This is a genomic window from Streptomyces sp. NPDC053560 (assembly GCF_044544605.1).
Taxonomy (GTDB): domain Bacteria; phylum Actinomycetota; class Actinomycetes; order Streptomycetales; family Streptomycetaceae; genus Streptomyces.
In genome coordinates this window covers 1-24,111 of sequence record NZ_JBITXI010000009.1, presented here as the reverse complement: position 1 = coordinate 24,111, position 24,111 = coordinate 1, and the positions used below count along the sequence as shown (strand labels likewise).

At 72.6% G+C, this 24,111-nt stretch carries 21 protein-coding genes and 1 tRNA gene; 15 read left to right on the top strand and 7 right to left on the bottom strand.

What is annotated here, in order from left to right:
* Positions 1-45: 45 nt before the first annotated feature.
* Positions 46-1,806 carry a BCCT family transporter gene (locus ACIGQF_RS22015; RefSeq protein WP_399712720.1) on the top strand — a complete coding sequence of 587 codons (1,761 nt, stop codon included), beginning with the start codon at positions 46-48 and terminating at the stop codon, positions 1,804-1,806.
* A 119-nt stretch (positions 1,807-1,925) separates the two neighbouring features.
* On the opposite strand, the gene ACIGQF_RS22010 is transcribed toward ACIGQF_RS22015, so the two are convergent.
* Positions 1,926-2,876, bottom strand: a complete 951-nt coding sequence (locus tag ACIGQF_RS22010) for an FAD-dependent oxidoreductase (protein ID WP_399712717.1) — start codon at positions 2,874-2,876, stop codon at positions 1,926-1,928.
* A 190-nt stretch (positions 2,877-3,066) separates the two neighbouring features.
* Between ACIGQF_RS22010 and ACIGQF_RS22005 the strand changes: the two genes are divergently transcribed.
* Positions 3,067-5,169 (top strand): FUSC family protein, encoded by a 2,103-nt coding sequence (locus ACIGQF_RS22005; protein WP_399712715.1) that lies wholly within the window; start codon positions 3,067-3,069, stop codon positions 5,167-5,169.
* A gap of 116 nt (positions 5,170-5,285) precedes the next feature.
* Here ACIGQF_RS22005 and ACIGQF_RS22000 read toward each other — a convergent pair whose 3' ends face one another.
* Positions 5,286-6,005, bottom strand: coding sequence for an SDR family NAD(P)-dependent oxidoreductase (locus tag ACIGQF_RS22000; RefSeq protein WP_399712713.1), 720 nt, complete (start codon positions 6,003-6,005; stop codon positions 5,286-5,288).
* 169 nt (positions 6,006-6,174) lie between these two features.
* On the opposite strand from ACIGQF_RS22000, the gene ACIGQF_RS21995 reads away from it, so the two are divergent.
* Positions 6,175-6,690: a MarR family winged helix-turn-helix transcriptional regulator gene (locus ACIGQF_RS21995; RefSeq protein WP_399713569.1), complete on the top strand. Its 516-nt coding sequence runs from the start codon at positions 6,175-6,177 to the stop codon at positions 6,688-6,690.
* Positions 6,691-6,848: 158 nt separating this feature from the next.
* Here the strand turns inward: ACIGQF_RS21995 and ACIGQF_RS21990 are convergent, their stop codons facing one another.
* Positions 6,849-9,284 (bottom strand): Tex family protein, encoded by a 2,436-nt coding sequence (locus ACIGQF_RS21990; RefSeq protein WP_399713566.1) that lies wholly within the window; start codon positions 9,282-9,284, stop codon positions 6,849-6,851.
* A gap of 190 nt (positions 9,285-9,474) precedes the next feature.
* Positions 9,475-10,365, bottom strand: a complete 891-nt coding sequence (locus tag ACIGQF_RS21985; protein WP_399712711.1) for a hypothetical protein — start codon at positions 10,363-10,365, stop codon at positions 9,475-9,477.
* A 130-nt stretch (positions 10,366-10,495) separates the two neighbouring features.
* Here ACIGQF_RS21985 and ACIGQF_RS21980 point away from each other — a divergent pair, with 130 nt between their 5' ends.
* The 3 genes from ACIGQF_RS21980 (at position 10,496) to ACIGQF_RS21970 (ending at position 12,422) form a co-directional block, all read left to right on the top strand.
* Positions 10,496-11,479: a GlxA family transcriptional regulator gene (locus ACIGQF_RS21980; RefSeq protein WP_399712709.1), complete on the top strand. Its 984-nt coding sequence runs from the start codon at positions 10,496-10,498 to the stop codon at positions 11,477-11,479.
* Between the two features lie 14 nt (positions 11,480-11,493).
* The gene (locus ACIGQF_RS21975) at positions 11,494-12,138 is read left to right on the top strand and encodes a DJ-1/PfpI family protein (RefSeq protein WP_399712706.1); all 645 of its coding nucleotides are present in this window, start codon (positions 11,494-11,496) and stop codon (positions 12,136-12,138) included.
* Between the two features lie 155 nt (positions 12,139-12,293).
* Positions 12,294-12,422, top strand: coding sequence for a hypothetical protein (locus tag ACIGQF_RS21970; protein WP_399712703.1), 129 nt, complete (start codon positions 12,294-12,296; stop codon positions 12,420-12,422).
* A 133-nt stretch (positions 12,423-12,555) separates the two neighbouring features.
* Here the strand turns inward: ACIGQF_RS21970 and ACIGQF_RS21965 are convergent, their stop codons facing one another.
* Entirely contained in the window at positions 12,556-13,305 is a 750-nt protein-coding gene (locus ACIGQF_RS21965; RefSeq protein WP_399712701.1) for an enoyl-CoA hydratase/isomerase family protein, read from the bottom strand.
* A gap of 273 nt (positions 13,306-13,578) precedes the next feature.
* On the opposite strand from ACIGQF_RS21965, the gene ACIGQF_RS21960 reads away from it, so the two are divergent.
* The 3 genes from ACIGQF_RS21960 to ACIGQF_RS21950 all read left to right on the top strand — a co-directional run bounded on the left by ACIGQF_RS21960 (position 13,579) and on the right by ACIGQF_RS21950 (position 16,164).
* Entirely contained in the window at positions 13,579-15,231 is a 1,653-nt protein-coding gene (locus ACIGQF_RS21960; protein ID WP_399712699.1) for an ABC-F family ATP-binding cassette domain-containing protein, read from the top strand.
* Between the two features lie 72 nt (positions 15,232-15,303).
* Positions 15,304-15,377: transfer RNA gene (locus tag ACIGQF_RS21955), tRNA-Met, on the top strand.
* 289 nt (positions 15,378-15,666) lie between these two features.
* Positions 15,667-16,164 (top strand): ATP-binding protein, encoded by a 498-nt coding sequence (locus ACIGQF_RS21950; protein WP_399712697.1) that lies wholly within the window; start codon positions 15,667-15,669, stop codon positions 16,162-16,164.
* Here the strand turns inward: ACIGQF_RS21950 and idi are convergent.
* Both idi and galE read right to left on the bottom strand, forming a co-directional pair.
* The gene (gene idi, locus ACIGQF_RS21945) at positions 16,139-16,750 is read right to left on the bottom strand and encodes an isopentenyl-diphosphate Delta-isomerase (protein WP_399712694.1); all 612 of its coding nucleotides are present in this window, start codon (positions 16,748-16,750) and stop codon (positions 16,139-16,141) included. The two genes, ACIGQF_RS21950 and idi, sit on opposite strands and share 26 nt — an antisense overlap.
* 125 nt (positions 16,751-16,875) lie before the next feature.
* Positions 16,876-17,886 carry a UDP-glucose 4-epimerase GalE gene (galE, locus tag ACIGQF_RS21940; RefSeq protein ID WP_399712692.1) on the bottom strand — a complete coding sequence of 337 codons (1,011 nt, stop codon included), beginning with the start codon at positions 17,884-17,886 and terminating at the stop codon, positions 16,876-16,878.
* 255 nt (positions 17,887-18,141) lie between these two features.
* Here galE and ACIGQF_RS21935 point away from each other — a divergent pair, with 255 nt between their 5' ends.
* From ACIGQF_RS21935 to ACIGQF_RS21910, 6 genes are all read left to right on the top strand, one after another.
* Positions 18,142-19,926: a DUF5941 domain-containing protein gene (locus ACIGQF_RS21935; protein ID WP_399713564.1), complete on the top strand. Its 1,785-nt coding sequence runs from the start codon at positions 18,142-18,144 to the stop codon at positions 19,924-19,926.
* The gene (locus ACIGQF_RS21930) at positions 19,923-20,660 is read left to right on the top strand and encodes a sugar phosphate nucleotidyltransferase (protein WP_399712689.1); all 738 of its coding nucleotides are present in this window, start codon (positions 19,923-19,925) and stop codon (positions 20,658-20,660) included. The genes ACIGQF_RS21935 and ACIGQF_RS21930 overlap by 4 nt, the downstream gene beginning before the upstream one ends.
* On the top strand, positions 20,648-21,712 hold the full coding sequence (locus ACIGQF_RS21925) for an iron-containing alcohol dehydrogenase family protein (protein ID WP_399712687.1): 1,065 nt from the start codon (positions 20,648-20,650) through the stop codon (positions 21,710-21,712). The genes ACIGQF_RS21930 and ACIGQF_RS21925 overlap by 13 nt, the downstream gene beginning before the upstream one ends.
* On the top strand, positions 21,690-22,469 hold the full coding sequence (locus ACIGQF_RS21920; protein ID WP_361561218.1) for a CDP-alcohol phosphatidyltransferase family protein: 780 nt from the start codon (positions 21,690-21,692) through the stop codon (positions 22,467-22,469). The genes ACIGQF_RS21925 and ACIGQF_RS21920 overlap by 23 nt, the downstream gene beginning before the upstream one ends.
* Before the next feature lie 17 nt (positions 22,470-22,486).
* Positions 22,487-23,359, top strand: coding sequence for a glycosyltransferase family 2 protein (locus tag ACIGQF_RS21915; protein WP_399713562.1), 873 nt, complete (start codon positions 22,487-22,489; stop codon positions 23,357-23,359).
* Positions 23,360-23,446: 87 nt separating this feature from the next.
* Positions 23,447-24,111 (top strand): ABC transporter permease (locus tag ACIGQF_RS21910; protein WP_399712683.1); only part of this gene is annotated, 665 nt, incomplete at its 3' end.

Here is a 24,111-nt window from a genome sequence, read left to right as displayed (position 1 = left end):
AGGGGTAATGGCTAGGGGAAATCCAGCCCATCGAAAGGTCACCACGTGACGGACAGAGAGAACGAACCGGGGGGCGGAAGCGGGGCACCAACCCCCATAGACCTGCCCACGGAGTCTCAGGGTGCCGGGCCCGCCCAGACCGACAAGGTCGTCTTCGGCGTCACGGCACTGCTCACCCTGGCCTTCATCATCTGGGGTGCCACCTCCACCGAGTCACTGGAGAACGCGTCGAGCACCATGCTCGACTGGCTCATCAAGAACGGCGGATGGGCCTTCGTACTGGCCGCGTCCGGCTTTGTGATCTTCGCGATCTGGCTGGCCATCAGCAAGTACGGGCGGATCACTCTCGGGGCCGAGGGCGAGCAGCCGGAGTTCCGCACGGTCTCCTGGATCGCCATGATGTTCAGCGCCGGTATGGGCATCGGCCTGATGTTCTACGGCGTGAGCGAGCCACTGGGGCACTTCACCACGCCGCCGCCGGGCACCCATCCGGGCGACGCCGCGCAGGCCATGGACACCGCGATGGCCACCACGCTCTTCCACTGGACGCTCCACCCATGGGCGATCTACGCGGTGGTCGGGCTCGGCATCGCCTACAGCACCTTCCGGCGCGGCCGCAGGCAGACCATAAGCGCGGTCTTCACGTCGCTGATCGGGAAGCGGCGGGCCAACGGCACGGCCGGCCGGGTCATCGACATCCTCGCGATCTTCGCGACGCTCTTCGGCTCGGCCGCCTCGCTGGGCCTGGGAGCGCTGCAGATCGGCAGCGGCATCAAGGTGCTGGGCTGGAAGGACAGCGTCAGCACGACGCTGCTGGTCGTCATCATCACCGTGCTGACGATCGCGTTCATCCTCTCGGCCGTCTCCGGCATCGCCAAGGGCATCCAGTGGCTGTCCAACATCAACATGGTGCTGGCGCTGATCCTGGCCGTCTTCGTGTTCATCGCGGGGCCGACCATCCTCATCCTGAACATGCTGCCCACCGGCGTGGCCTCGTTCATCGGCGAGCTGCCCCAGCTGGCCGGCCGTACGGGCGCCAGCAGCGGTGCGGACGTCGACACCTGGCTGCGCAGCTGGACGGTCTTCTACTGGGCGTGGTGGATCTCCTGGACGCCCTTCGTGGGCATGTTCATCGCGCGCATCAGCCGGGGCCGGACGATCCGTCAGTTCGTCGGCGGCGTCATCCTGGTGCCGAGCGTCGTGAGCCTCATCTGGTTCGCGATCTTCGGTACGTCCGCGATGTTCCTGAAGGACCACAAGAAGCTGTCGGACGCCTCCTCCGTGGAGGGACAGCTCTTCGATGTGCTGCACCAGTACCCGGTCGCCACGCTCATGAGCGTGCTCGTCATGATCCTGGTCGGCATCTTCTTCGTGTCCGGCGCGGACGCCGCCTCCATTGTGATGGGCACGCTGTCCCAGAAGGGGACCATGGAGCCGACCCGGCCCGTCGTCATCTTCTGGGGTGTGGTCACGGGCGCGGTCGCCGCGATCATGCTGCTCATCGGCGGCGGCAGCGGTGACGCGCTCACCGGCCTGCAGAACCTCACGATCCTGGTCGCGGCGCCCTTCACACTCGTGATGATCGCGATGTGCTGGGCCTTGCTGAAGGACCTGCGGAGCGATCCGCTGATCGTCCGCGGACAGATCGGCGAGGAGGCCATCGAGGCCGCGGTCGTGGCCGGACACGAGAAGTACGAGGGCGACTTCGAGATCCGGATCGGACCGGCCAACGGCGACTCGGGGGAGGGGGCGACGGTCATCAGCGACAAGGACGGCCCCGCACCCGCGGGCACCGGGAAGGACTGACCCGCACTCACGTCAGCGGTGACATCGGAGCGGAGGGCCGCCACGGCCCTCCGCTCCGGCGCGTCGGCCCTCGTGCGGCCGGGTGCGGCCTTGTGCGGCGGGGCCCGGCTCAGGGGCCCTCAGGCCGCCGCGTCCAGCAGCCGCAGCACCTCGTCCGCGCAGCCCCACGCCACGGTGACGCCCGCGCCGCCGTGCCCGTAGTTGTGCACGCACAGCCCGCCGCCCGGCAGCCGCTCCGCCTCCAGGCGCACCGCGGGGCGGGCCGGGCGCAGCCCCACGCGGTGCGCGAGGATCCGCGCTTCGGCGAGCGCCGGGTGGACGCGGGCACAGCGCGCCACGATCGCCTCGGCGACCGCCGGATCGGGCTCGGTGGACCAGGCGCCCTCGACCGCCGTGCCGCCCAGCACGACCCCGTACGGCTGCGGCAGCACGTACGTCGTGGTGTCCGCGTGCCCGTCGGCGTCGACGAACCACTCCTCGACGCCCGGGTTCTCGACGATGACCAACTGGCCCTGCACGGGACGCACGTCCGGGTCGGGCACCAGCTCCCGGGCGCCCAGGCCCGAGCAGTTCACCACCGCGCCGGCCTCCCGCGCGACGTCGTCCAGGGAGCCGGCCGGGCGCCGCTCCAAGGTGCCGCCGGCCGCGGCCAGCCGCCGCTCCAGGTACTGAAGGTGCGCGTCCATCGCCACCAGAGGGGTGCGGGCCCGCAGGCCCTCGGGTATGCCGGCGGGCAGCTCCTCGGGGCGCGCGGCGCGCAGCCCCGGTACGGCCTCCCGCCAGCGGTCGGGCACCGTCGCCGCCGCCATCGTGCCCGTCACCATCCGCACACCCGTGTCGTCCGCTCCGGCGAGCTCGGCCAGGGCCTCGTAGCCGCGCACCGACCACTCGACCGCCGCCGCCTCCGGGAGGATGCGGTACGGCCAGCACAGGCCGCCCGCCACCGAGGACGTCGTTGCCGCCGCCGGGTCCCGGCTCAGCACGCGTACCGTCCGGCCCGCCTCGGCGAGGCGGACGGCGCAGGTCAGCCCGGTGACCCCGGCTCCGATCACGATCGCATCGTTCGTCATGGGAGGACCGTATCCGGAGTCCCTTCGACCTTTTGTGATCTTGGGTTAACCCTCCGGCAGCGACCCGGACAATGCGGGCACTTAGGCTGGTAGCAGCACACCGTCGGCCGACGACGCCCCACGGACCGTCCGTACTCGTACGCAGCGATGACCTGTACCGCAGCCGTACGCAGCCGACCCGAGGAGGCCCATGCCCCGCGCCGTACCCGCCTGGCTCGCTCACCCGTTCCGCTGGCAGCGGCTGCCCGTCCCGTGGGCGGCGGTGGTCAGAGGAGCGCTGTGCGCCGGGCCGCTGCTGGGCGCAGGCATCGCCACCGGCCACCCGGCCGCGGGCGTGCTCGTGGGCCTGGGCGCCATGCTCGCGGGCGTCAACGACCGGCCCGGCACCCGCCGCAAGGGCGTCGTGCACATCGGACTGCCCGCGCTCGCCGTCGCGCTGGGCATGTTCGCGGGCGCCTCACTGTCGGGCGTCGGCTGGTGGCTGGTGCTCGCCCTCTTCGGCATCGGATTCGTCTCCGGCGCCGGCAGCGTCGCCGGGCCCGTGCGCTCCGCGGCCGGCATGCAGATGCTCGCCGCCGCGATCCTCGGTGCCGGCATGCCGCTGCCGCAGCTGGAGCCGTGGCAGAAGAGCCTGCTGACGCTCGCCGGCGCGGCCTGGCTGCTCCTGCTGCGGCTGGTGCTGCGCTCACCGCGGCCGCCGGGCGGCCCGCTCAGCGGCGAGCGCGCGGCCGTCGCCACCGTCTTCGACGCGCTCGCCGAGGCGCTGACGGCGGTCGGCACACCGGGTGCCGAACCGGCCAGGCGTCGGCTGACCACGGCTCTGGACCGGGCGGACGAGGCCATGCGGCTGCGCCGGCTGCTGCGCCGCAGGCCCCGCACGGGCGAACGGCGGCTCATCGAACGCTTCGCCGCCGCCACGGCGCTCTGCGAGGCCAGCGTCGCCCTGCTCTGGGAGGCGCGGCCGCTGCCCGCGCGCATCGCCGACGGGCCGCGTGCCCTCGCCACCGCCCTGCGCACCGGGCGGCCGCCCGGCCGGCTGCCGGCGCCCGAGACCTCCACGCCCGCCCGGAGCGCCTTCGACCGGGCGCTGCTGGACGCCGCGGTGGTCTTCGCCCGTACGCAGCCACCGGGCGGCGGAACCGCGGCGGGAGCGACGGACGAGCGGCTCCTCCGCGGGCTGCGCCCGGCCCTCGGGGGGCCCGGCGCGACCCCGGAGGAGGTGGCGGACACCGCCGCCGACGCGGCACCCGAGGAGAGCGGCGCCTGGGCCCCCTTCGGGTCGCGCGCGGCCTTCGAGACCGGGCGCTGGGCCTCCGTGGCGCGCGGCGTCGCGGGCGTGTTCGCCTGGCGCCGGGGGCCGGGCCGCCGCGTCTTCGGGCCGGCCGGGCGCGACTACGGACTGCGGGTCGGCCTCTGCATCGCGGCCTGCGCCGCCACGGCGCTCCTGCTGCGCGCCGACCACTGGTACTGGCTGCCCGCCACCGCCACCTTCCTCGTCAAGCCCGACCTCGGGCCGCTGTTCTCGCGTACGGTCAACCGGTTCGCCGGCACCGCCTGCGGCGTGCTGGTCTTCGCGCTCCTCGGACCGCTGCTGCCCGGCGCGTGGTGGCCGGTGGTGATGGCGACCGCGGGCGGTGCGCTGCTGCCGTTCGCAACCCGGCACTTCGCCCTGCAGACCGTCGCCATCACGCTGATGGTGTTGTCGTTCGTGCACGTCAGCGGCGCGCGGGAGGCGGCACCCGAGCGGATCGTCGACACCTCGATCGCCTGCCTCATCGTGCTGGTCGTCGGTCATCTGCCGAAGCTCGCCGACCCCCGCCGCCGGGTCGGCCCACGAGTGGGCGCCGCGCTGCGCTGCACGGAGGCGTACCTGCGCCAGGTGCTCGCCACCGAGCCCGGTACGGACACGGGGGAGCGGCTGGCGCTCCGCAGGGCCGCCTACCAGGCGCTGGCCGAGGCCCGTACCGCGGCCGAGACCGCGGCGGCGGAGCTGCTGGCGCACCGGACCGACGCCCCCGACTGGCCGACCGTCGTCAGGGCCGCCGAGCGCATCGTGGACGCGACGACCGCAGCGGCCGTCCGGCTGGACCAGGGCGCGCAGCGGCCCAGCGAGGAGGACGCGCAGCGGCTGTGCGCGGTGCTGACGGAGATGGCGGGGGCGCTGGACGCCCCGCGCCGGCACCGCCCCCGGCTGCTGCCCCCGCCCGCCCTGGAGTCGGCGCCGGACTGCGCCACGCTCAGCGACGTCGCGGCCGAACTGGAACGGATGCGGGGGTACGCGGGGGCGGTCTGAGACGTACGGGGCGCGGCGCCCTCGTGCGGGGCGGTCCGGGGCCCACGAGGGCGCGGGCGTGGCGCGCCCCTTGTGGGGCGGGGCCCGAGCCGCACGAAGGTGCGGCGCCCCTCGCCTCATCGGGTGGTGAGCGCGCCGCCGTTCACGTGCAGGACCTGCCCCGTGATGTGCCGTGCCGCCGGGGAGGCGAGGAACGCCACCGCACCCGCCACGTCCTCCGGGGAGCCCGGCCGGTCGACGGCGGTCTCCGTCACCAGCTGCGTACGCCGCTCGTCGGTGAGCCGGTCCCGGAAGAACTCGGTGTCGGCGATGTAGCCGGGCGCGACCACGTTGGCGGTGATCCCGCGCGGCCCCAGGGCGCCGGCCAGGTCGATGTTCCACGTCGCCAGCCCGGCCTTCGCCGCGCCGTACGAACCGCCTCCCCGGGCGGCCGCGATCGACCCGATGTGCACCACTGCGCCGCCTTCGGCGAGCCGCCCCTCCAGAGCCTTCGTCGTCAGCGCGGCGCTGACCAGGTTCGCGTCGAGGTTGGCGCGGAAGTCCCGGGCGTACGCCGCCAGGTCCGACGCCGCGTCCGCGTCGAAGTCGGTGTTCCCGCCGGCGTTGTTGACCAGCACGTCGACGCGGTCGGGCAGCTCGGCGAGCAGCCGGGTGAGCGCATCGGGGTCGGTGTGGTCGCACACCACGGCACGGGCGCCGATCCGGTCCGCCGCCTCCTTGAGCGGACCGGTGCGGCGGCCGGTGATGACGACCGTGGCCCCCTGCTCGGCGAAGTGCCGCGCGATCGCGTGGCCGATGCCCGTGCCGCCGCCGGTGACCAGGACGTTGCGTGTCATAAGCTGAACCCCTCACATCCATTCAGGTCTAAATTTAGAGCTAAACGTAGCAGAGGTGAGGGGCGCCGTGACAAGGGAGAACGAGACAAGCGAGAGCGGGAAGCAGGCCGACGACGGCCGAGAGAGGGAGGGCGGTCGGCAGGGAGAGAGCAGGGCTCCGTCCGACCCCGTGCGCGACATCGCCGCCGCGTGGGAGCGCGAGCGCCCGGGCACGCCCGTCTCCTCCATCGGCATCGTCACGAGCGTCTGGCAGCTCGCCAAGCTCTTCGGCGACGACCGCCGCCGCACCCTCGCCCGCGCCGGCGTGGACACCGCCACCCTGGACCTGCTCAGCGTGCTGCGGCGGAGCGGCCCGCCGTACACCCTCAGCACCCGCGAGATCGGCCGCCGCAGCATGATCACGGCCGGCGCCGTCTCCCAGCGGGTGGCCCGCGCCGAACGGGAGAACCTGGTGGTCCGCGGGCCCGCGCAGGGGCGCCCGCGGACCGTCGAGGTCACGCTGACCGCGACCGGCCACGAGGTCGTCGAGGCGACCGTGGACCAGGTGCTGCACCGGGAGGCCGAGTTGCTCGACGGCCTCGCCCCCGAGAAGCAGGCCGAGCTGACCGCCCTGCTCCGTACCCTCCTCGCCGACGTCCAGCACCGCCTCGGCGACGACCGCCTGACACACGTCGGCGAGACCTGACCGGGGTACCACGCGCGCCCACTGCCCGCAGGCGTGGCCTCGGGTGGGCCCTACGGGCACGGTGCCCTGCCGCACATACAAGGGCGGGCGGCCGGAGCACACGTATGCTCCGGCCGCCCGCCGTCGTTCGTGCCCGGGGCGTTGCGCCGCCTATCGGCTCAGCGCTTGCCGCCGTCCTTGCCCAGCAGGCCCGCGCGGCGCAGCGCGTCGGCCATCGCGCCGTTCGCGGGGGCCGCGTCCCGGCCGCCGCCGCGTCCGCCGCGGGCGTTGCCGCCGCCCTGCCGGCCCTGGCCGCCGCCCTGCCGCTGCCGCGGCGTACCGCCGCGCCGCTCGCCGCCGCGCTCCTCGCGGCGCCCGCCGCGGCCACCGCCCTGGCCGCCCTGGCCGGAGGCCGCGTTGTGGTCGTCGTCCAGCCGCAGCGTCAGCGAGATCCGCTTCCGCGGGATGTCGACGTCGAGCACCTTCACGCGCACGATGTCGCCCGGCTTCACCACGTCCCGCGGGTCCTTCACGAACGTCTTCGACATCGCCGAGACGTGCACGAGGCCGTCCTGGTGCACGCCGATGTCGACGAAGGCACCGAAGGCGGCCACGTTGGTGACGACGCCTTCCAGGAGCATCCCGGACTGCAGGTCGCCGATCTTCTCGACACCCTCCTTGAAGGTCGCCGTCCTGAACTCGGGCCGCGGGTCACGCCCCGGCTTCTCCAGCTCGCTCAGGATGTCCGTGACGGTCGGCAGACCGAAGGAGTCGTCCACGAAGTCGGCCGGCCTCAGGGTGCGCAGCACCGCGGTGTTGCCGATCAGGGAGGGCACGTCGTTGCCCGCTGCAGTGACGATCCGGCGCACCACGGGGTAGGACTCCGGGTGCACGCTGGAGGCGTCCAGCGGGTCGTCGCCGTTGCGGATCCGCAGGAAGCCCGCGCACTGCTCGTACGCCTTCGGGCCCAGCCGCGCCACGTCCTTGAGCGCCTTGCGGGTACGGAATGGGCCGTTGGCGTCGCGGTGCGCCACGATGTTCTCGGCCAGGCCCGAACCGATGCCGGAGACCCGGGAGAGCAGCGGCGCCGAGGCGGTGTTGACGTCCACGCCGACGCCGTTCACGCAGTCCTCGACGACCGCGTCCAGGGAGCGCGAGAGCTTCACCTCGGAGAGGTCGTGCTGGTACTGCCCGACGCCGATCGACTTCGGGTCGATCTTGACCAGCTCGGCCAGCGGGTCCTGGAGACGGCGCGCGATGGACACCGCGCCGCGCAGCGACACGTCCATGCCGGGCAGTTCCTGGGAGGCGAAGGCGGAGGCGGAGTACACCGAGGCACCCGCCTCGGAGACCATCACCTTCGTCAGCTTCAACTCCGGCTGCGCGGCGATCAGGTCGGCGGCCAGCTTGTCCGTCTCGCGCGAGGCCGTGCCGTTGCCGATCGCGATGAGCTCCACATCGTGCTCGCGGGCGAGCTTCGCCAGAGTGGCCAGCGAGGCGTCCCACTTCTGCTGGGGCACGTGCGGGTAGATCGTGTCCGTGGCGGCCACCTTGCCGGTCGCGTCCACGACGGCCACCTTCACGCCCGTACGGAAGCCGGGGTCGAGGCCCATCGTGGCGCGGGTGCCGGCCGGCGCGGCCAGCAGCAGGTCACGGAGGTTGGAGGCGAACACCCGTACGCCCTCGTCCTCGGCGGCCTGCCGCAGCCGCAGTCGCAGGTCGATACCGAGGTGCACGAGGACGCGGGTACGCCACGCCCAGCGCACGGTGTCCAGCAGCCAGCCGTCGGCCGGGCGGCCGCGGTCGGCGATCCCGAACCGCTGTGCGATGGACGACTCGTACGACGTCCGGCCCTCGACCGGCTCGGTCTCCGGCTCCAGAGCGAGGTCGAGGACCTCCTCCTTCTCGCCGCGGAACATGGCCAGGACGCGGTGCGAGGGCAGCTCCGTGAAGGGCTCGGCGAAGTCGAAGTAGTCGGCGAACTTCGCGCCCGCCTCCTCCTTGCCCTCGCGCACCTTCGACGTCACCTGGCCGCGGGTCCACATCCGCTCGCGCAGCTCGCCGATGAGGTCCGCGTCCTCGCTGAACCGTTCGGTGAGGATGGCCCGCGCGCCTTCGAGGGCGGCTGCCGGGTCGGCCACGCCCTTGTCGGCGTCCACGAACGCGGCGGCGGCCGCCTGCGGCTCCACGGACGGGTCGCTCAGCAGACCGTCGGCGAGCGGCTCCAGACCCGCCTCACGGGCGATCTGTGCCTTCGTCCGCCGCTTCGGCTTGAACGGCAGGTAGATGTCCTCCAGGCGGGCCTTGGACTCCGCGCCCCGGATCTGCGCCTCCAGCGTCGCGTCCAGCTTCCCCTGGGACCGTACGGACTCCAGGACGGCCGTCCGGCGCTCCTCCAGCTCCCGCAGGTAGCGCAGCCGCTCCTCCAACGCGCGCAGCTGCGCGTCGTCGAGCATCTCCGTCGCTTCCTTGCGGTACCGGGCGATGAACGGCACGGTCGAGCCGCCGTCGAGCAGTTCGACCGCGGCCTTCACCTGCCGCTCCCTGACGCCGAGCTCCTCGGCGATCCTGCTCTCGATGGACCCCGGGGCCCCGGGAGCCCCCGGGGACTGGATGGGCCCGGTGGACTCGGTGGTTGCCGTCACGATGCTCCCGACCTGCCTTCTCGCGCTGTGCTTGAGCCTGCATTGTGCAGGGTCGCGGTCCGGCCTGTCGCGTGACCCGGGCAGGAGTACACAGGTGTGACAAGAGGCACGGCAGCGGGGCGGGCCGCCGGACGCCCGGCGGCCCGCCCCGAAGCCCGGCTCAGCCCTGGCCGAACAGATCGGCGGGGAACGCCCCGTTGCCGACCGCGGTGGTGGTGAACTTCGTGGCCAGCTCCGTCAGCCGGGCCACGCCCTCCGCTCCGAGGTGCTCGTAAGGCGCCGCGTCCAGGCGGTCGGTGGTGTCCTCCAGGTCGGCGCGGAGCCGCGTACCGGCCTCGGTCAGGCCGTATTCGGCGTCCAGGAGGCCGCGGTCGCGCAGCGCGTCGCGCGCCCCCTGCCACTCCTCGGCCGACCAGCCGCGGGTCGCCAGGATCCACTTGGTGCTCATCCCGCGGCCGCTGGCGGTGTGCGAGGCGAGCGCCTCCAGGGGGCCCAGGCCGGCGTCGGCGAGCGCGATGAGATGGCCGTCACCGCGGTGCTCACGCAGCAGGGTGGCGGCGTGCCAGTACGCCAGGTGCGGCGCCTCGGGCACCGGGAGGTCGGCGTGGGCGGCGTACAGCGGCCGGGCGTGGCGGGCGCAGGCCTCGGCGGCGCGGAGCGCGAGCCGGGCCGCCTCGGCCATCTCGTCGGACTCCGCCAGCTCGTCGCCCAGCAGCCGGCGGAGCGTGCTGTCGGCGGCGCGCAGCCGCGCGTCGAGCACCTGCTGCGGCGTGACGACCGACCAGGCCTCCGGGATGTGCCGGGCGATCAGCTCGTACTTGAAGTTGTAGAACGTCGCGGCGATGACGCCGGGGCCCACCGGGCCCATGGCGGCGGCCCGGCCGAGGAAATAGGCGGCGCTGCGGTCCTCGATGCCGAGCTTCGCCATCTCGGCGGGGAAGTCCGGGGCGAAGTAGACGGTGGAGTGCAGCGGGTTGACGACGTTGTGACAGCGTCGTCCGGCGCGGTCGGGCAGCGCGGAGTGGTCCTGCGAGGAAGCCGTGGTGGTCATGGCAGCACGTTACCGACCCGTCGGTATGCCCGGTAGTCCGGGGCGGGCGGACGGTCGGGCCGGCCTTCGTGGCAGGAAAGGTGGGAAAGACGTCATTGCCGCCATCGTGCACCGCGCCCACGATGGAGCCATGCCATCGCACGACGTACTGGTCGTCCTCTTCGACGGCGTCCAGAGCCTGGACGTCACCGGCCCCCTGGAGGTCTTCACGGGCGCCGGCCACTGTGTGCCCGGCGCCTACCGGGTCCGTACCGCCACGTTCGACGGCACCCCAATACGCACCTCCAGCGGCCTGCGGATCACGCCCGACCTGGCGCTGTCCGACGCGGCACCCCCGGACACCCTCCTGGTGCCCGGCGGGCAGGGCACCAGGGACCCCGACCCGCGCCTCGTCCACTGGCTGCGTACTCATGCACCGCGGGCCGGCCGCAAGGTCTCGGTCTGCACGGGCGCGTTCCTGCTGGCCGCCGCCGGCCTGCTGGACGGCCGCCGCGCCACCACGCACTGGGCGATGTGCGACACGCTGGCCGGCCGCTTCCCCGGCGTCGACGTAGACCCTGAGCCGATCTTCATCCGGGACGGCGACCTGGCCACCTCCGCCGGCGTCACCGCGGGCATCGACCTCGCACTGGCCCTCGTGGAGGAGGACCACGGCCGGGACGTGGCACTGACCGTCGCCCGCCACCTCGTCGTCTTCCTGCGCCGCCCCGGCAACCAGACGCAGTTCAGCGCCCAGCTCGCCGCGCAGACCGCGGAGCGCCCGCCGTTGCGCGAGGTCCAGCACTGGATCACCGAGCACCCGGCCGCCGACCTGTCCGTCGAGGCGCTCGCGGCCCGCTCCGGGCTCTCACCACGCCACTTCGCGCGGGCATTCCGCGACGAAGTCGGCATGACGCCAGGTCGCTATGTCGACAGAGTCCGGCTGGAGGCCGCGCGCCGGCTCCTGGAGGACACCACCGACGGCGTCGAACGCGTCGCGCGCCGCTGCGGATACGGCACCCCCGAAGCCATGCGCCGCGCCTTCCTGCGCGCCCTCGGCACCGGCCCGGCGGAGTACCGGCGCCGGTACCGCCCGCACCACCCGGCGGCCCCTCAGCCGTCGGCCGCACGCTGACGAAAGGGCACCTCGTGCAGATCGCGATCCTCCTCTACGACCGCTTCACCGCCCTGGACGCCGTCGGGCCGTACGACACGCTCGGGCGGCTGCCCGGCGCGGAGACCGTCTTCGTGGCCGAGCGCACGGGCCCCGTACGCAACGACAGCCATGGCCTCGCGATGGTCGCCGACGCGGCCCTGGAAGACGTCACCGCGCCCGACCTCCTGGTCGTACCCGGCGGCCCCGGGCAGAGCGACCTGATGGCCGACGGGCCGCTCCACGAGTGGCTGCGCGCCGTCGACACCGCCACCACCTGGACCACCTCCGTGTGCACCGGCTCGCTGCTGCTGGCCGCCGCCGGACTCCTGGAGGGGCGCCGCGCCACCTCCCACTGGCTCGCGCTGGACCAGCTCAAGGAGTACGGAGCGGAGCCCACGGGGGAGCGGGTCGTCTTCGACGGCAAGTACGTCACGGCGGCCGGCGTCTCCTCGGGCATCGACATGGGCCTGACCCTCCTGGGCCGGCTCCAGGGCGACACCCTCGCGCAGACCGTGCAGCTCGCCGTCGAGTACGACCCGCAGCCGCCGTACGACAGCGGCTCGCCGGAGAAGGCGCCGGCAGAGGTCGTGGCGGCGCTGCGCGACCGCAGCCGCTTCCTCCTGAAGGGCTCGGCCTGACACGGACGCCCCGGCGGACACGTTCCGCCGGGGCGTTGTCAGTGGTGCGGTCTACGGTTTCCCCATGACCCGATGCGTTTCGAGCGGCACCGCGGCGAAATCGTCGCGCAGACCGACCTGTTGCGCTTTCACGCCACGAGAAGTCCGCGGTCACCGTGCGCGGCCCCCTCGTCGAGCTGCTGCTGACGATCTACCGGCGGCGGTCTGCGCAGGAGGGCACCGTCGAGGTCATCGGCGACGCGAAGCTGCTGGACTTCTGGCCGGAGCGGGGCGCCTTCGGGTGAGGCGAGCCGTCGGGGCCTCTTGGCAGCGTGCGGCCCCCGGGAGCGGCGTGCGCCGCGGGCTCCGGCCGGCCCGGCGCCGATGCGGTCGGCCATATCAGCCGGCGCGGCTCGTCCCGGCCGTCGACCGGGTGGCTCACACCGTCCACTCGAAGCGCGGCGCCCGGCGCTCGAGGAAGGCGGCGACGCCCTCCGCCGTGTCGCCGCTGCCGCGCGCCTGCTCCTCCCAGTACGCGTCCCGCTCCGCGTCCGCCGGCCCGTCGGCGAACTCCTTCGCCGCCGCCTGGGTCAGCTGTGACCGGCTCGCCAGCACCGCCGAGAAGTCCGCGACCCGCTTGTCCAGCTCGCCCTCCGGCAGCACCTCGTCCACCAGCCCGGACCGCAGCGCCCGCGCGCAGTCGATCAACTCCCCGGAGAAGAGGAGGTACTTGGCGGTCGCCGGGCCCACCAGGCGTACGAGCCGCCGGGTGGAGGCGGCCGGGTAGACGATCCCCAGCTTCGCCGGGGTGATACCGAAGAGCGCGCCCTCCTCGGCGAACCGCAGGTCACAGGCGGCCGCGAGCTGGCTGCCACCGCCCACGCAGTAGCCGCGGACCGCGGCCAGCGAGGGCTTGGGGAAGGCGGCGAGCGCCTCCTCGGCGGCCTGCGCGAGCCCGCGGTTCTCGTCCCCCGACTCGCGCAGCGACCCGATGTCGGCCCCCGCGCAGAACGTATTGCCCTCGCCGGTCAGTACCAGTACGCGGACGGACCGGTCCTCGGCCAGCCGCGCCACCAGCTCCGGCACCGCCCGCCACATGGCGGCCGTCATGGCGTTCCGCTTGGCGGGATTGCTGATCGTGACGGTCGCGGTGCCGCCGCTGACACGCGTGCTGAGCCCTGGGTTCATGCTGCGGATCGTAGAACCGACGCCCGGCCCGCGTCCCGCCGGAGAGACCGCGATCACAGTGCCTCGGCACGTGGGAAGGCACCCGTACGTCCGAACCCCCGGCCGTACGCGGCCCCGTGGACCCGCGTGCGCAGGCCGGAGCCCGTGCACGCAGGCCGGAGCTCACGTGCGCAGGGCTGATGCCCACGAGTGCAGGGCTGATGGCCCACGTGCGCGGGGCCGCGGGAAATGCCGCGCCTGTTCGGCGGCGGCGCGGCTACGATCGGCGGTCTGATGTCTGCCACTCTCGTCGCCAAGAACCTCGCCGCCGGCCACGGTGACCGCACCCTGTTCTCCGGGCTCGACCTCGTCGTCGCGCCGGGGGAGGTGATCGGGCTGGTCGGTGCCAACGGCGCGGGCAAGTCCACACTGCTGCGGCTGTTCGCCGGGCTGGACACCCCGCAGGAGGGCGAGCTGCGGCTGAGCCCCGCCACCGCCACCGTCGGCCACCTCCCGCAGGAACCCGAGCGCAGGGCCGGGGAGTCGGTCCGCGACTTCCTCGCCCGCCGCACCGGCGTCGCCGCCGCCCAGCTCGCCCTGGACGAGGCGACCCAGGCGCTGGTCGAGGAGAAGCCGGGCGCCGACGACGCGTACGCCGTCGCCCTGGAGCGCTGGCTCGCGCTCGGCGCCGCCGACCTGGACGAGCGGGCCGGGGAGACCGCCGCCCAGCTGGGCCTGGCGGTCGGCCTGGACCAGCCGATGACCTCCCTCTCGGGAGGCCAGGCGGCCCGCGCCTCGCTCGCCTCCCTCCTCCTCTCCCGGTACGACGTCTTCCTCCTGGACGAGCCGACCAACGACCTGGACCTGGACGGCCTGGACCGGCTGGAGCGGTTCGTCACCGGGCTCCGGGCCGGCACCGTCCTGGTCAGCCACGACCGCGAGTTCCTGACCCGCACGGTCGACCGGGTGGTGGAACTGGACCTCGCGCAGCAGCAGGTGAACGCCTTCGGCGGCGGGTACGCCGCGTATCTGGAGGAGCGCGAGCGGGCCCGGCGGCACGCACGCGAGGAGTACGAGGAGTACGCCGAGACCAAGGCGTCCCTCGAAGCGCGCGCCCACCTCCAGCGCAACTGGATGGAGAAGGGCGTCAAGAACGCCCGCCGCAAGGCTCCCGACAACGACAAGATCGCCCGCAAGGGCCGGGTGGAGGCCACCGAGAAGCAGGCGGCGAAGGCCAAGCAGACCCAGCGCCTGATCGACCGGCTGGACGTCGTCGAGGAGCCGCGCAAGGAGTGGGAGCTGCGCATGGAGATCGCGGCGGCGCCGCGCTCCGGCGCCGTGGTCGCCACGCTGCGCGGCGCGCGCCTGGCCCGCGGCGACTTCCGCTTCGGCCCGGTGGACCTGCAGATCGACTGGGCGGACCGGGTAGCGATCACCGGCCCGAACGGCTCCGGCAAGTCCACCCTCCTCGGCGCGCTGCTCGGGCGGCTGCCGCTCGACGACGGGGACGCGTACCTCGGTCCCGGCGTCGTCGTCGGGGAGATCGAGCAGGCCCGCGGCCAGCTCTTCCAGCACCCGGGCGCGGCCGGCGAACCGCTCGTGGACGCGTTCCGGCGCTCCGTCCCCGAGATGGCGCCGGCGGACGTGCGGACGCTGCTGGCGAAGTTCGGGCTGAAGGCCGGGCACGTACTGCGCCCGGTGGCCACGCTCTCGCCGGGGGAGCGGACCCGGGCGGCGCTCGCGCTCCTGCAAGGCCGCGGCGTGAACCTCCTCGTCCTGGACGAGCCGACCAACCACCTCGACCTGCCGGCGATCGAGCAGCTGGAGTCCGCGCTCGCGTCGTACGACGGCACGCTGCTGCTGGTCAGCCATGACCGCCGGCTGCTGGAGGCGGTGCACACCACGCGCCGCATCGAGGTCGCGGACGGTCGGGTCACGGAGCGCTGACGGGAAGCCGCCGGTCCGGCCGGTAATGGATTTGGCCCTGCCGGACGGAACCCGTAAGGTGGTGTTCACCGACGCGGGGTGGAGCAGCTCGGTAGCTCGCTGGGCTCATAACCCAGAGGTCGCAGGTTCAAATCCTGTCCCCGCTACTCACGCAACAGTGCGTACCGAAGGCCCCTTCTTCACAGGAAGGGGCCTTTGGCGTGTGTGCGGCCGGTTCCCTGAGCCGGTGCTCCGGCCCGGCTCGGCCCGGGCGAAGCGGGAGAAACGGAGAAACGCATCTCTTCCTCGCAGTTCTTCAAACAAGAACAAAAGGGTCAAAGTCGATCTCTCGGATGATCGACACGTAGAAATGCGTTCAAAAACTATCGATAAGTGCTGACTTTTTGTCAGCAGGCCAGCCCGGACGGTGGGATTCCCAACACTCGAAGGGTGAGGATGCCTTCCGGACCCCCAGCCGAACCTCCCGAGGAGCTGACGGCCCCGCTCGCGTACGAAGGTGTCTGGAGGTTCACCGCTCCGGCACTGGAGTCCTCGGTGCCACAGGCTCGGCACGCCGTACGGGATCTGCTCGGCGACCAGCGCGTGCCCGCGGGGCCCGACATCGTGGACGGCCTGCTGCTGATCACTTCCGAGCTGGTCACCAACGCGGTGCAGCACGCAGCCCTGCTCTCCCCGCAGATCGCCGTCGAGCTGGCGGTCGGCGCGGACTGGGTACGGATCGCCGTCGAGGACAACCACCCGTACCGGCCCACGGCAATGGAGGCCGACGAGGAAGACGTCGGCGGCCGTGGCCTCTGGCTGATCAAGATGCTCACCACCGAGGCCGGCGGAAAGTGCGGGGTGGAGCACACGGCGAGCGGCGGCAAGGTCGTCTGGGCCGAGCTGCCGCTCGCCGAGGTGCCCACGCCTACCAGCCCGCCGACGCCCCTGTGAGCTCACGGATCGCCGGACGCGCCGCGTCCAGGACGGTCATGAACCACACCGAGAACGGCGCCTCGGCATGGCGCCGGGTCAGCTCGGCCGGCGTCACGAAGGCGTACTCGCCGACCTCCTCGGGGTCCGGCTGCGGGGTGTCCCGGACCAGGCCCACGAAGAGGTGGTTGTACTCCTGCTCGACCAGCCCGGACTCCGGGTCCGGGTGGTTGTAGCGCACGGTGCCGGCCTCACCGAGGAGCGACGGGGCGACACCCAGCTCCTCGGCGGTACGCCGGGCCGCCGCCGCGAACGGCTTCTCGTCCGGGTACGGATGGCCGCAGGCGGTGTTGGACCACACACCGGGGGAGTGGTACTTCCCCAGCGCGCGGCGCTGCAGCAGCAGCCGCCCCTGCTCGTCGAAGAGGAACACGGAGAACGCGCGGTGCAGCTGCCCGGGTGCCTGATGAGCGGCGAGCTTCTCCGCCGTACCGATCGTTCTACCGTCCTCGTCCACCAGCTCCAGCATGATCGGCTCCGCGGCCGTGTCCGGCGCGGCCACCGCCGCGGTTCCGGCGGTCTGTCCGTTGGCAGGTGTGATCGGCATGCCCATCCTTCTCGGTCGGTCCTCGATGTTCAGTCTGCCCTAGTAGCGCCCGTATCAGTGGCGCAGTGCCGCACCGTGTGCGGCGTGGCAGAACAGGCGGCGCGCAGCAGCCTTTACGCGCCGTCTCAAGCCGACCGTGCGCCCTCCTCTGCGGCCCCACGAGCCTCCGGATGGTGGCGGCACCAGCCCTCCCAGGCCGAGCCGACCATCGCGTCGATGCCGTGCCGGGCGCGCCAGCCCAGCTCCCGGGTCGCCCGCTCGCACGAGGCGACCACCCGCGCCGGGTCACCGGCCCGCCGCGCCTCGACGACGGGCGTCAGGTCATGGCGGCCGCTGACCCCGAGCACCAGATCGGCCATTTCCCGTACGGAGACGCCCTGACCGGTGCCGACGTTGAGCGTGAGGTCCTGCGGGCTGTCGAGGTCCGTGAGCCGGCGGGCGGCGGCGAGGTGCGCCTCGGCCAGGTCCTCGACGTGGATGTAGTCCCGGACGCAGGTGCCGTCGGGGGTGTCGTAGTCGTCGCCGAAGATCCGCGGCGGCTCGCCGGCGGTCACCTTCTCGAACATCATCGGAATGATGTTGAAGACCCCGACGTCCGCCAGCTCCGGCGCCGCCGCACCCGCCACGTTGAAGTAACGCAGGCAGGCGGTCGCGATGCCGTGCGCCCGGCCCGCGGCGCGCACCAGCCACTCGCCCGCGAGCTTGGTCTCGCCGTAGGGGTTCATCGGCGTGCACGGGGTGTCCTCGGTGACGAGGTCGACGTCCGGCATGCCGTACACCGCCGCCGACGAGGAGAGGACGAAGCGGCGCACACCGGCCGCGGCCACCGCCTCCAGCAGCACGGTCAGCCCGTGCACGTTCTCCCTGTAGTACGTCAGCGGCTGCTCCACCGACTCGCCGACCTGCTTCTTCGCTGCGAGGTGGATGACGCCGGTCACGCCGTGCTCCGCGAGCGTGGCGTCCACCACGTCACGGTCCTGTACCGAAGCGCGCACCAGAGGCACCCCGGCGGGCAGCCGGGCGGGGTATCCACTGGAGACGTCGTCGAGCACGACGACCTGCTCGCCCGCCGCCACCATGGCCCTCGCCACATGCGCGCCGATATAACCCGTCCCACCTGTGATCAGCCATGTCATAACCGGCACCCTAACCAGCGCCGCAGTTGTTCATCGACGGCAAGATCCACCATGATGATCGCGGCAGACGCCGCCGCCGGTCGGCCACCGGGCGGTGAATGCGTGGTGAACGGCCGCATCCGGCGATCCGCTAACCTCTGCCGACGTGCCACCGACCCCTCCGGGGCCCGAGGTGTGCCACGACTGCTGCCCGGGTAGTTCGTATCGAATGCGGACCGGCCGGCGGCCTTGCCAGCATTCAGGGAGTGAATTCGTCTGTCGACCGCAATCCTCACCGGTGCGCCGGTCGCCGGGTCGCCGCTCGAGGGCGACCTGCGCGAGCTGGGCTTCGATGTCCGCAGCGCGGCCGACGCCGCCGATGCGGCCCGGCTGCTGGCCGAGGTCCCCGCAGGCCGCCGGGTCGCGCTGGTCGACGCCCGGTTCGTCGGCCACCTGCACAGCCTGCGCCTGGCCCTGACCGACCCCCGCTTCCCGGCCGCGGCCGTCACCGGCGCGCTCACGGCGCAGCCCGAGGCGCGCGCCGCGCTCACCCGCGCGCTCGCCACGGCGGACTCCGCCGACGGGCTCCCGGACGCCGTGGCAACGGCGCTGGACGCCGAGGGCGTATCGGTGCACCACCCCGAGCTCGGCTCGCTGGTCGCCTCCGTACCCTCCGGCGCACAGCAGCGTCACGAGGCACGGGCCGCCGTGAGCGCCGTGGACGACGAGGCCGTACGGCTGCGGACCGCCGTGAAGTCCCGCGACGGGTTCTTCACCACGTACTGCATCAGCCCGTACTCCCGGTACATCGCCCGCTGGTGCGCGCGGCGCGGCCTCACCCCGAACCAGGTCACCACCGCGTCCCTGCTCACCGCGCTGATCGCGGCGGGCTGCGCGGCCACCGGCACCCGCGGCGGCTTCATCGCCGCAGGGCTGCTCCTCCTCTTCTCCTTCGTCCTGGACTGCACGGACGGGCAGCTCGCCCGTTACTCCCTGCAGTACTCGACGATGGGTGCCTGGCTCGACGCGACGTTCGACCGTGCCAAGGAGTACGCGTACTACGCGGGCCTGGCGCTCGGCGCGGCCCGCGGCGGGGACGACGTCTGGGCCCTCGCGCTCGGCGCCATGGTGCTGCAGACGGTCCGGCACGTCGTGGACTTCTCCTTCAACGAGGCGAACCACGACGCCACCGCCAACACCAGCCCCACCGCGGCCCTCTCCGACAAGCTCGACAGCGTCGGCTGGACGGTCTGGGCCCGCCGGATGATCGTGCTGCCGATCGGCGAGCGCTGGGCCCTGATCGCGGTGCTCACCGCCTGCGCCACCCCCCGCATCGTCTTCTGGGTGCTGCTCATCGGCTGCGCGCTGGCCGCGTGCTACACGACCGCCGGCCGGGTGCTGCGCTCGCTGACCCGCCGCGCGCGCCGTACCGACCGGGCCGCGCAGGCGCTCGCCGACCTCGGCGACTCCGGGCCGCTCGCGGAGGGCTTCGCCGCCGCCTTCAAGGGCGCGGCGCGCAAGCTCCCCGGCTTCGCGGCCCCCGTGATCGCCGCCGCCGGCGCCGCTGTGATGATCGCCACCGCCGCGTTCGCCGGCTGGGGAAGCCCCTGGGTCTGCGTCGCCGTGCTCGGCTACGCCGTACTCTCCGGACTTGCCGTCGCCCGCCCCCTCAAGGGCGCGCTCGACTGGCTCGTACCGCCGTTCTTCCGCATCGGCGAATACGTCGCGATTCTGGTGATTGCGGCCCGTTCCGAGGTGAACGGAGCGTTGCCGGCGGCATTCGGGCTGGTGGCCGCGGTCGCCTACCATCACTACGACACGGTGTACCGCATCCGCGGCGGCAGCGGCGCGCCCCCGCGCGCCCTGGTACGGGCGACCGGCGGGCACGAGGGCCGCGCCCTCGTGGTCACCATCGCCGCGGCCGCGCTGCCCACCTCAGGTTTCACAATCGCGCTCACGGTCCTTGCGGGGGCCCTGGCGCTGCTGGTGCTCACCGAGAGCATCCGCTTCTGGGTGTCCTCCCATGCACCCGCCGTACACGACGAAGGAGAACCCGCATGATCGGCCTCGTGCTGGCGGCCGGCGCCGGACGGCGTCTGCGTCCCTACACCGACACCCTCCCCAAGGCCCTGGTGCCGGTCGACGGCGACACGACCATCCTCGACCTCACCCTCGGCAACTTCGCCGAGATCGGCCTGACCGAGGTCGGGATCATCGTCGGCTACCGCAAGGAGGCCGTGTACGAGCGCAAGGAGGCCCTGGAGCGGAAGTACGGCCTCAAGCTCACGCTGATCGACAACGACAAGGCAGAGGAGTGGAACAACGCCTACTCCCTCTGGTGCGGCCGTGACGCGATCAAGCACGACGTGATCCTCGCCAATGGCGACACCGTGCACCCGGTCTCCGTCGAGAAGACCCTGCTCGCCGCGCGCGGCGACGGCAAGAAGATCATCCTCGCGCTGGACACGGTCAAGGACCTGGCCGACGAGGAGATGAAGGTCGTCGTCGACCCCGACAAGGGCATGACGAAGATCACCAAGCTGATGGACCCGGCCGAGGCGACCGGTGAGTACATCGGTGTCACCCTCATCGAGGGCGAGGCCGCCGACGAGCTGGCCGACGCGCTGAAGACCGTCTTCGAGGCGGACCCGCAGCAGTTCTACGAGCACGGCTACCAGGAGCTCGTGAACCGTGGCTTCCGGATCGACGTGGCCCCGATCGGCGATGTCAAGTGGGTCGAGATCGACAACCACGACGACCTCGCGAAGGGCCGTGAGATCGCATGCCAGTACTGACGAGGCTCATCCCCTCGCCGCTCGTCGTCGACATCCGGCCGGGGGCGCTCAACGACCTGGCCGGTGTCCTCGCGGACCAGAGGATCTCGTCGTCGGGCAAGCTCGCCATCGCCATCAGCGGCGGCTCCGGATCCGTGCTGCGTGAGCGGCTCGCGCCGGCGCTGCCCAGCGCCGAGTGGTTCGAGGTGGGTGGTGGCACGCTCGACGACGCCATCAAGCTCGCCGACGCCATGAAGAAGAAGGGCCGCTACGACGCGGTCGTGGGCCTCGGCGGCGGCAAGATCATCGACTGCGCCAAGTTCGCGGCGGCGCGCGTGGGCCTGCCGCTGGTCGCCGTCGCGACGAACCTGTCGCACGACGGCCTCTGCTCGCCCGTCGCGACGCTGGACAACGACGCGGGCCGCGGCTCGTACGGCGTGCCGAACCCCATCGCGGTGGTCATCGACCTCGACGTGATCCGCGAGGCACCGGTCCGCTTCGTCCGCTCCGGCATCGGCGACGCCCTGTCCAACATCTCCGCCATCCGGGACTGGGAGCTCGCCGCCCGCGAGCGCGGCGAGGACATCGACGGGCTCGCGGCCGCCATGGCGCGCCAGGCCGGCGAGGCCGTACTGCGCCACCCCGGCGGCGTCGGCGACGACGGCTTCCTGCAGGTGCTCGCCGAGGGCCTGGTCCTCACCGGCATCGCGATGTCCGTGTCGGGCGACTCCCGCCCGGCGTCCGGCGCCTGCCACGAGATCAACCACGCCTTCGACCTCCTCTTCCCCAAGCGCGCTGCCAGCCACGGCGAGCAGTGCGGCCTGGGTGCGGCCTTCGCGATGCATCTGCGCGGGGCCCACGAGGAGTCGGTGTTCATGGCAGAGGTTCTGCGCCGTCACGGCCTGCCGGTCCTGCCGGAGGAGATCGGCTTCACCGTGGACGAGTTCGTGCAGGTCGTGGAGTACGCCCCGCAGACGCGCCCCGGGCGGTACACGATCCTCGAACACCTCAACCTGAAATCCGACCAGATCAAGGACGCATACCTCGACTATGCCAAGGCCATCGGTAGCTGAACTCCGGCCCGTCGTTCACCCCGCAGGGGTGAAGGACCGCCGTAGCGGTGAGCACTGGGCGGGCCGCCTGTACATGCGAGAGATCTCGCTGCGCTGCGACCGCTACCTGGTGAACACCAGGATCACGCCCAACCAGCTGACCTACCTGATGACCGTCTTCGGCGTGCTCGCGGCCCCGGCACTCCTGGTGCCGGGGATCGCGGGCGCCGTCCTCGGCGTCGTCGCGGTCCAGCTCTACCTGCTGCTCGACTGCGTCGACGGCGAGATCGCCCGCTGGCGTGAGCAGTACTCGCTGGGCGGCGTGTACCTGGACCGGGTCGGCGCCTACCTGACCGACGCCGCCGTGCTGGTCGGCTTCGGCCTGCGCGCCGCAGACCTGTGGGGCTCCGGGCGGATCGACTGGCTGTGGGCCTTCCTCGGGACCCTCGCCGCGGTCGGCGCGATCATGATCAAGGCGGAGACCGACCTCGTCGGCGTCGCCCGCCACCAGACCGGGAAGCCGCCGGTCCAGGAGTCGGCGTCCGTGCCGCGCTCGTCCGGCATGGCGCTGGCGCGCAAGGCAGCGGCCGCGCTCCAGTTCCACCGGCTGATCCTCGGGATCGAGGCGTCGCTGCTGATCCTGGTCCTGGCGGTCCTCGACACGATCCGCGGAGACCTGTTCTTCTCGCGGCTCGGCGTCGCGGTGCTGGCCGGTATCGCGCTCCTCCAGACGCTGCTGCACCTCGTTTCCATCATGGCTTCAAGCAGGCTCAAGTGACTCAGACTCCCCAGAACCTGAAGCTCGGCGCGGTCGTCCTCACCATGGGCAACCGCCCCGAGGAGCTGCGCGCGCTCCTCGACTCCGTCGCCAAGCAGAACGGCGACGCGGTCGAGGTCGTGGTCGTCGGCAACGGTTCGCCGCTGCCGGAGCTGCCCGAGGGCGTACGGACCGTGGAGCTGCCGGAGAACGTCGGCATCCCGGCGGGCCGGAACGTCGGGATCGAGGCCTTCGGGCCCGGCGGGTCGGAGAAGGACGTCCTGCTCTTCCTCGACGACGACGGCCTGCTCGCCACCATGGACACGGCCGAGCTGTGCCGCGAGGCGTTCGCCCGCGACCCGGAGCTCGGCATCATCAGCTTCCGCATCGCGGACCCGGACACCGGGGAGACCCAGCGCCGCCACGTACCGCGGCTGCGCGCGTCCGACCCGATGCGCTCCTCCCGCGTCACGACCTTCCTCGGCGGCGCGAACGCGGTCCGCACGAAGGTCTTCGACGAGGTCGGCGGGCTGCCCGACGACTTCTTCTACGCGCACGAGGAGACCGACCTCGCCTGGCGGGCCCTGGACGCGGGCTGGATGATCGACTACCGCTCCGACATGGTCCTGCTGCACCCGACCATGGCGCCCACCCGGCACGCCGTGTACCACCGGATGGTGGCGCGCAATCGGGTGTGGCTGGCGCGCCGCAACCTGCCCGCCCCGCTGGTACCGGTGTACCTCGGGGTATGGCTGCTGCTGACCCTCGCGCGGCGCCCGTCGCTGCCGGGGCTGCGGGCCTGGCTGGGCGGCTTCAAGGAGGGCTGGACCAAGCCGTGCGGCCCCAGGCGTCCCATGAAGTGGCGTACCGTGTGGCGACTGACCCGACTGGGCCGGCCTCCGGTCATCTGACAAGCTCGGGGCGAGAGCAGCATCCGGCGCTGCCCGGGGTACCCACCTCACTCCGGGAAGCGCCCCTTGAGGACGAGAGTGTCAACTGTGAGCGAGACCAGGCACGACAGTGCGGTCGCCGTGAATGCCCAGCGGGCCCCGGAGGAGGGGCTTACGCCGGTGCGGCTGGCCCAGAAGTACGGGCTGACGCAGAGCGGCGCCCGGCCGAGCCTGCCGGCGTACGTGCGGCAGCTGTGGCAGCGGCGCCACTTCATCTCGGCGTTCTCCAGCGCCAAGCTGACCGCCCAGTACAGCCAGGCCAAGCTGGGCCAGCTGTGGCAGGTGGCGACGCCGCTGCTGAACGCGCTGGTCTACTACTTGATCTTCGGCCTGCTCCTCGGCACCAGCCGGGGCGTGCCGGACTTCGTGCCGTTCCTGGTCACGGGCGTCTTCATCTTCACCTTCACGCAGAGCTCGGTGCTGGCGGGGACCCGGGCCATCTCCGGCAACCTCGGCCTGGTGCGGGCGCTGCACTTCCCGCGCGCCTGCCTGCCGATCTCGTTCTGCCTGATGCAGCTCAAGCAGCTCATGTTCTCCATGGGTGTGCTCGTGGTGATCCTGCTGGCGTTCGGGCAGGTGCCGGGCTGGTCGTGGCTGCTGGCGCTGCCGGCGCTGTGTCTGCAGTTCGTCTTCAACACCGGGCTGGCCATGATCATGGCCCGGCTGGGCAGCAAGACCCCGGACCTGGCGCAGCTGATGCCGTTCATCCTGCG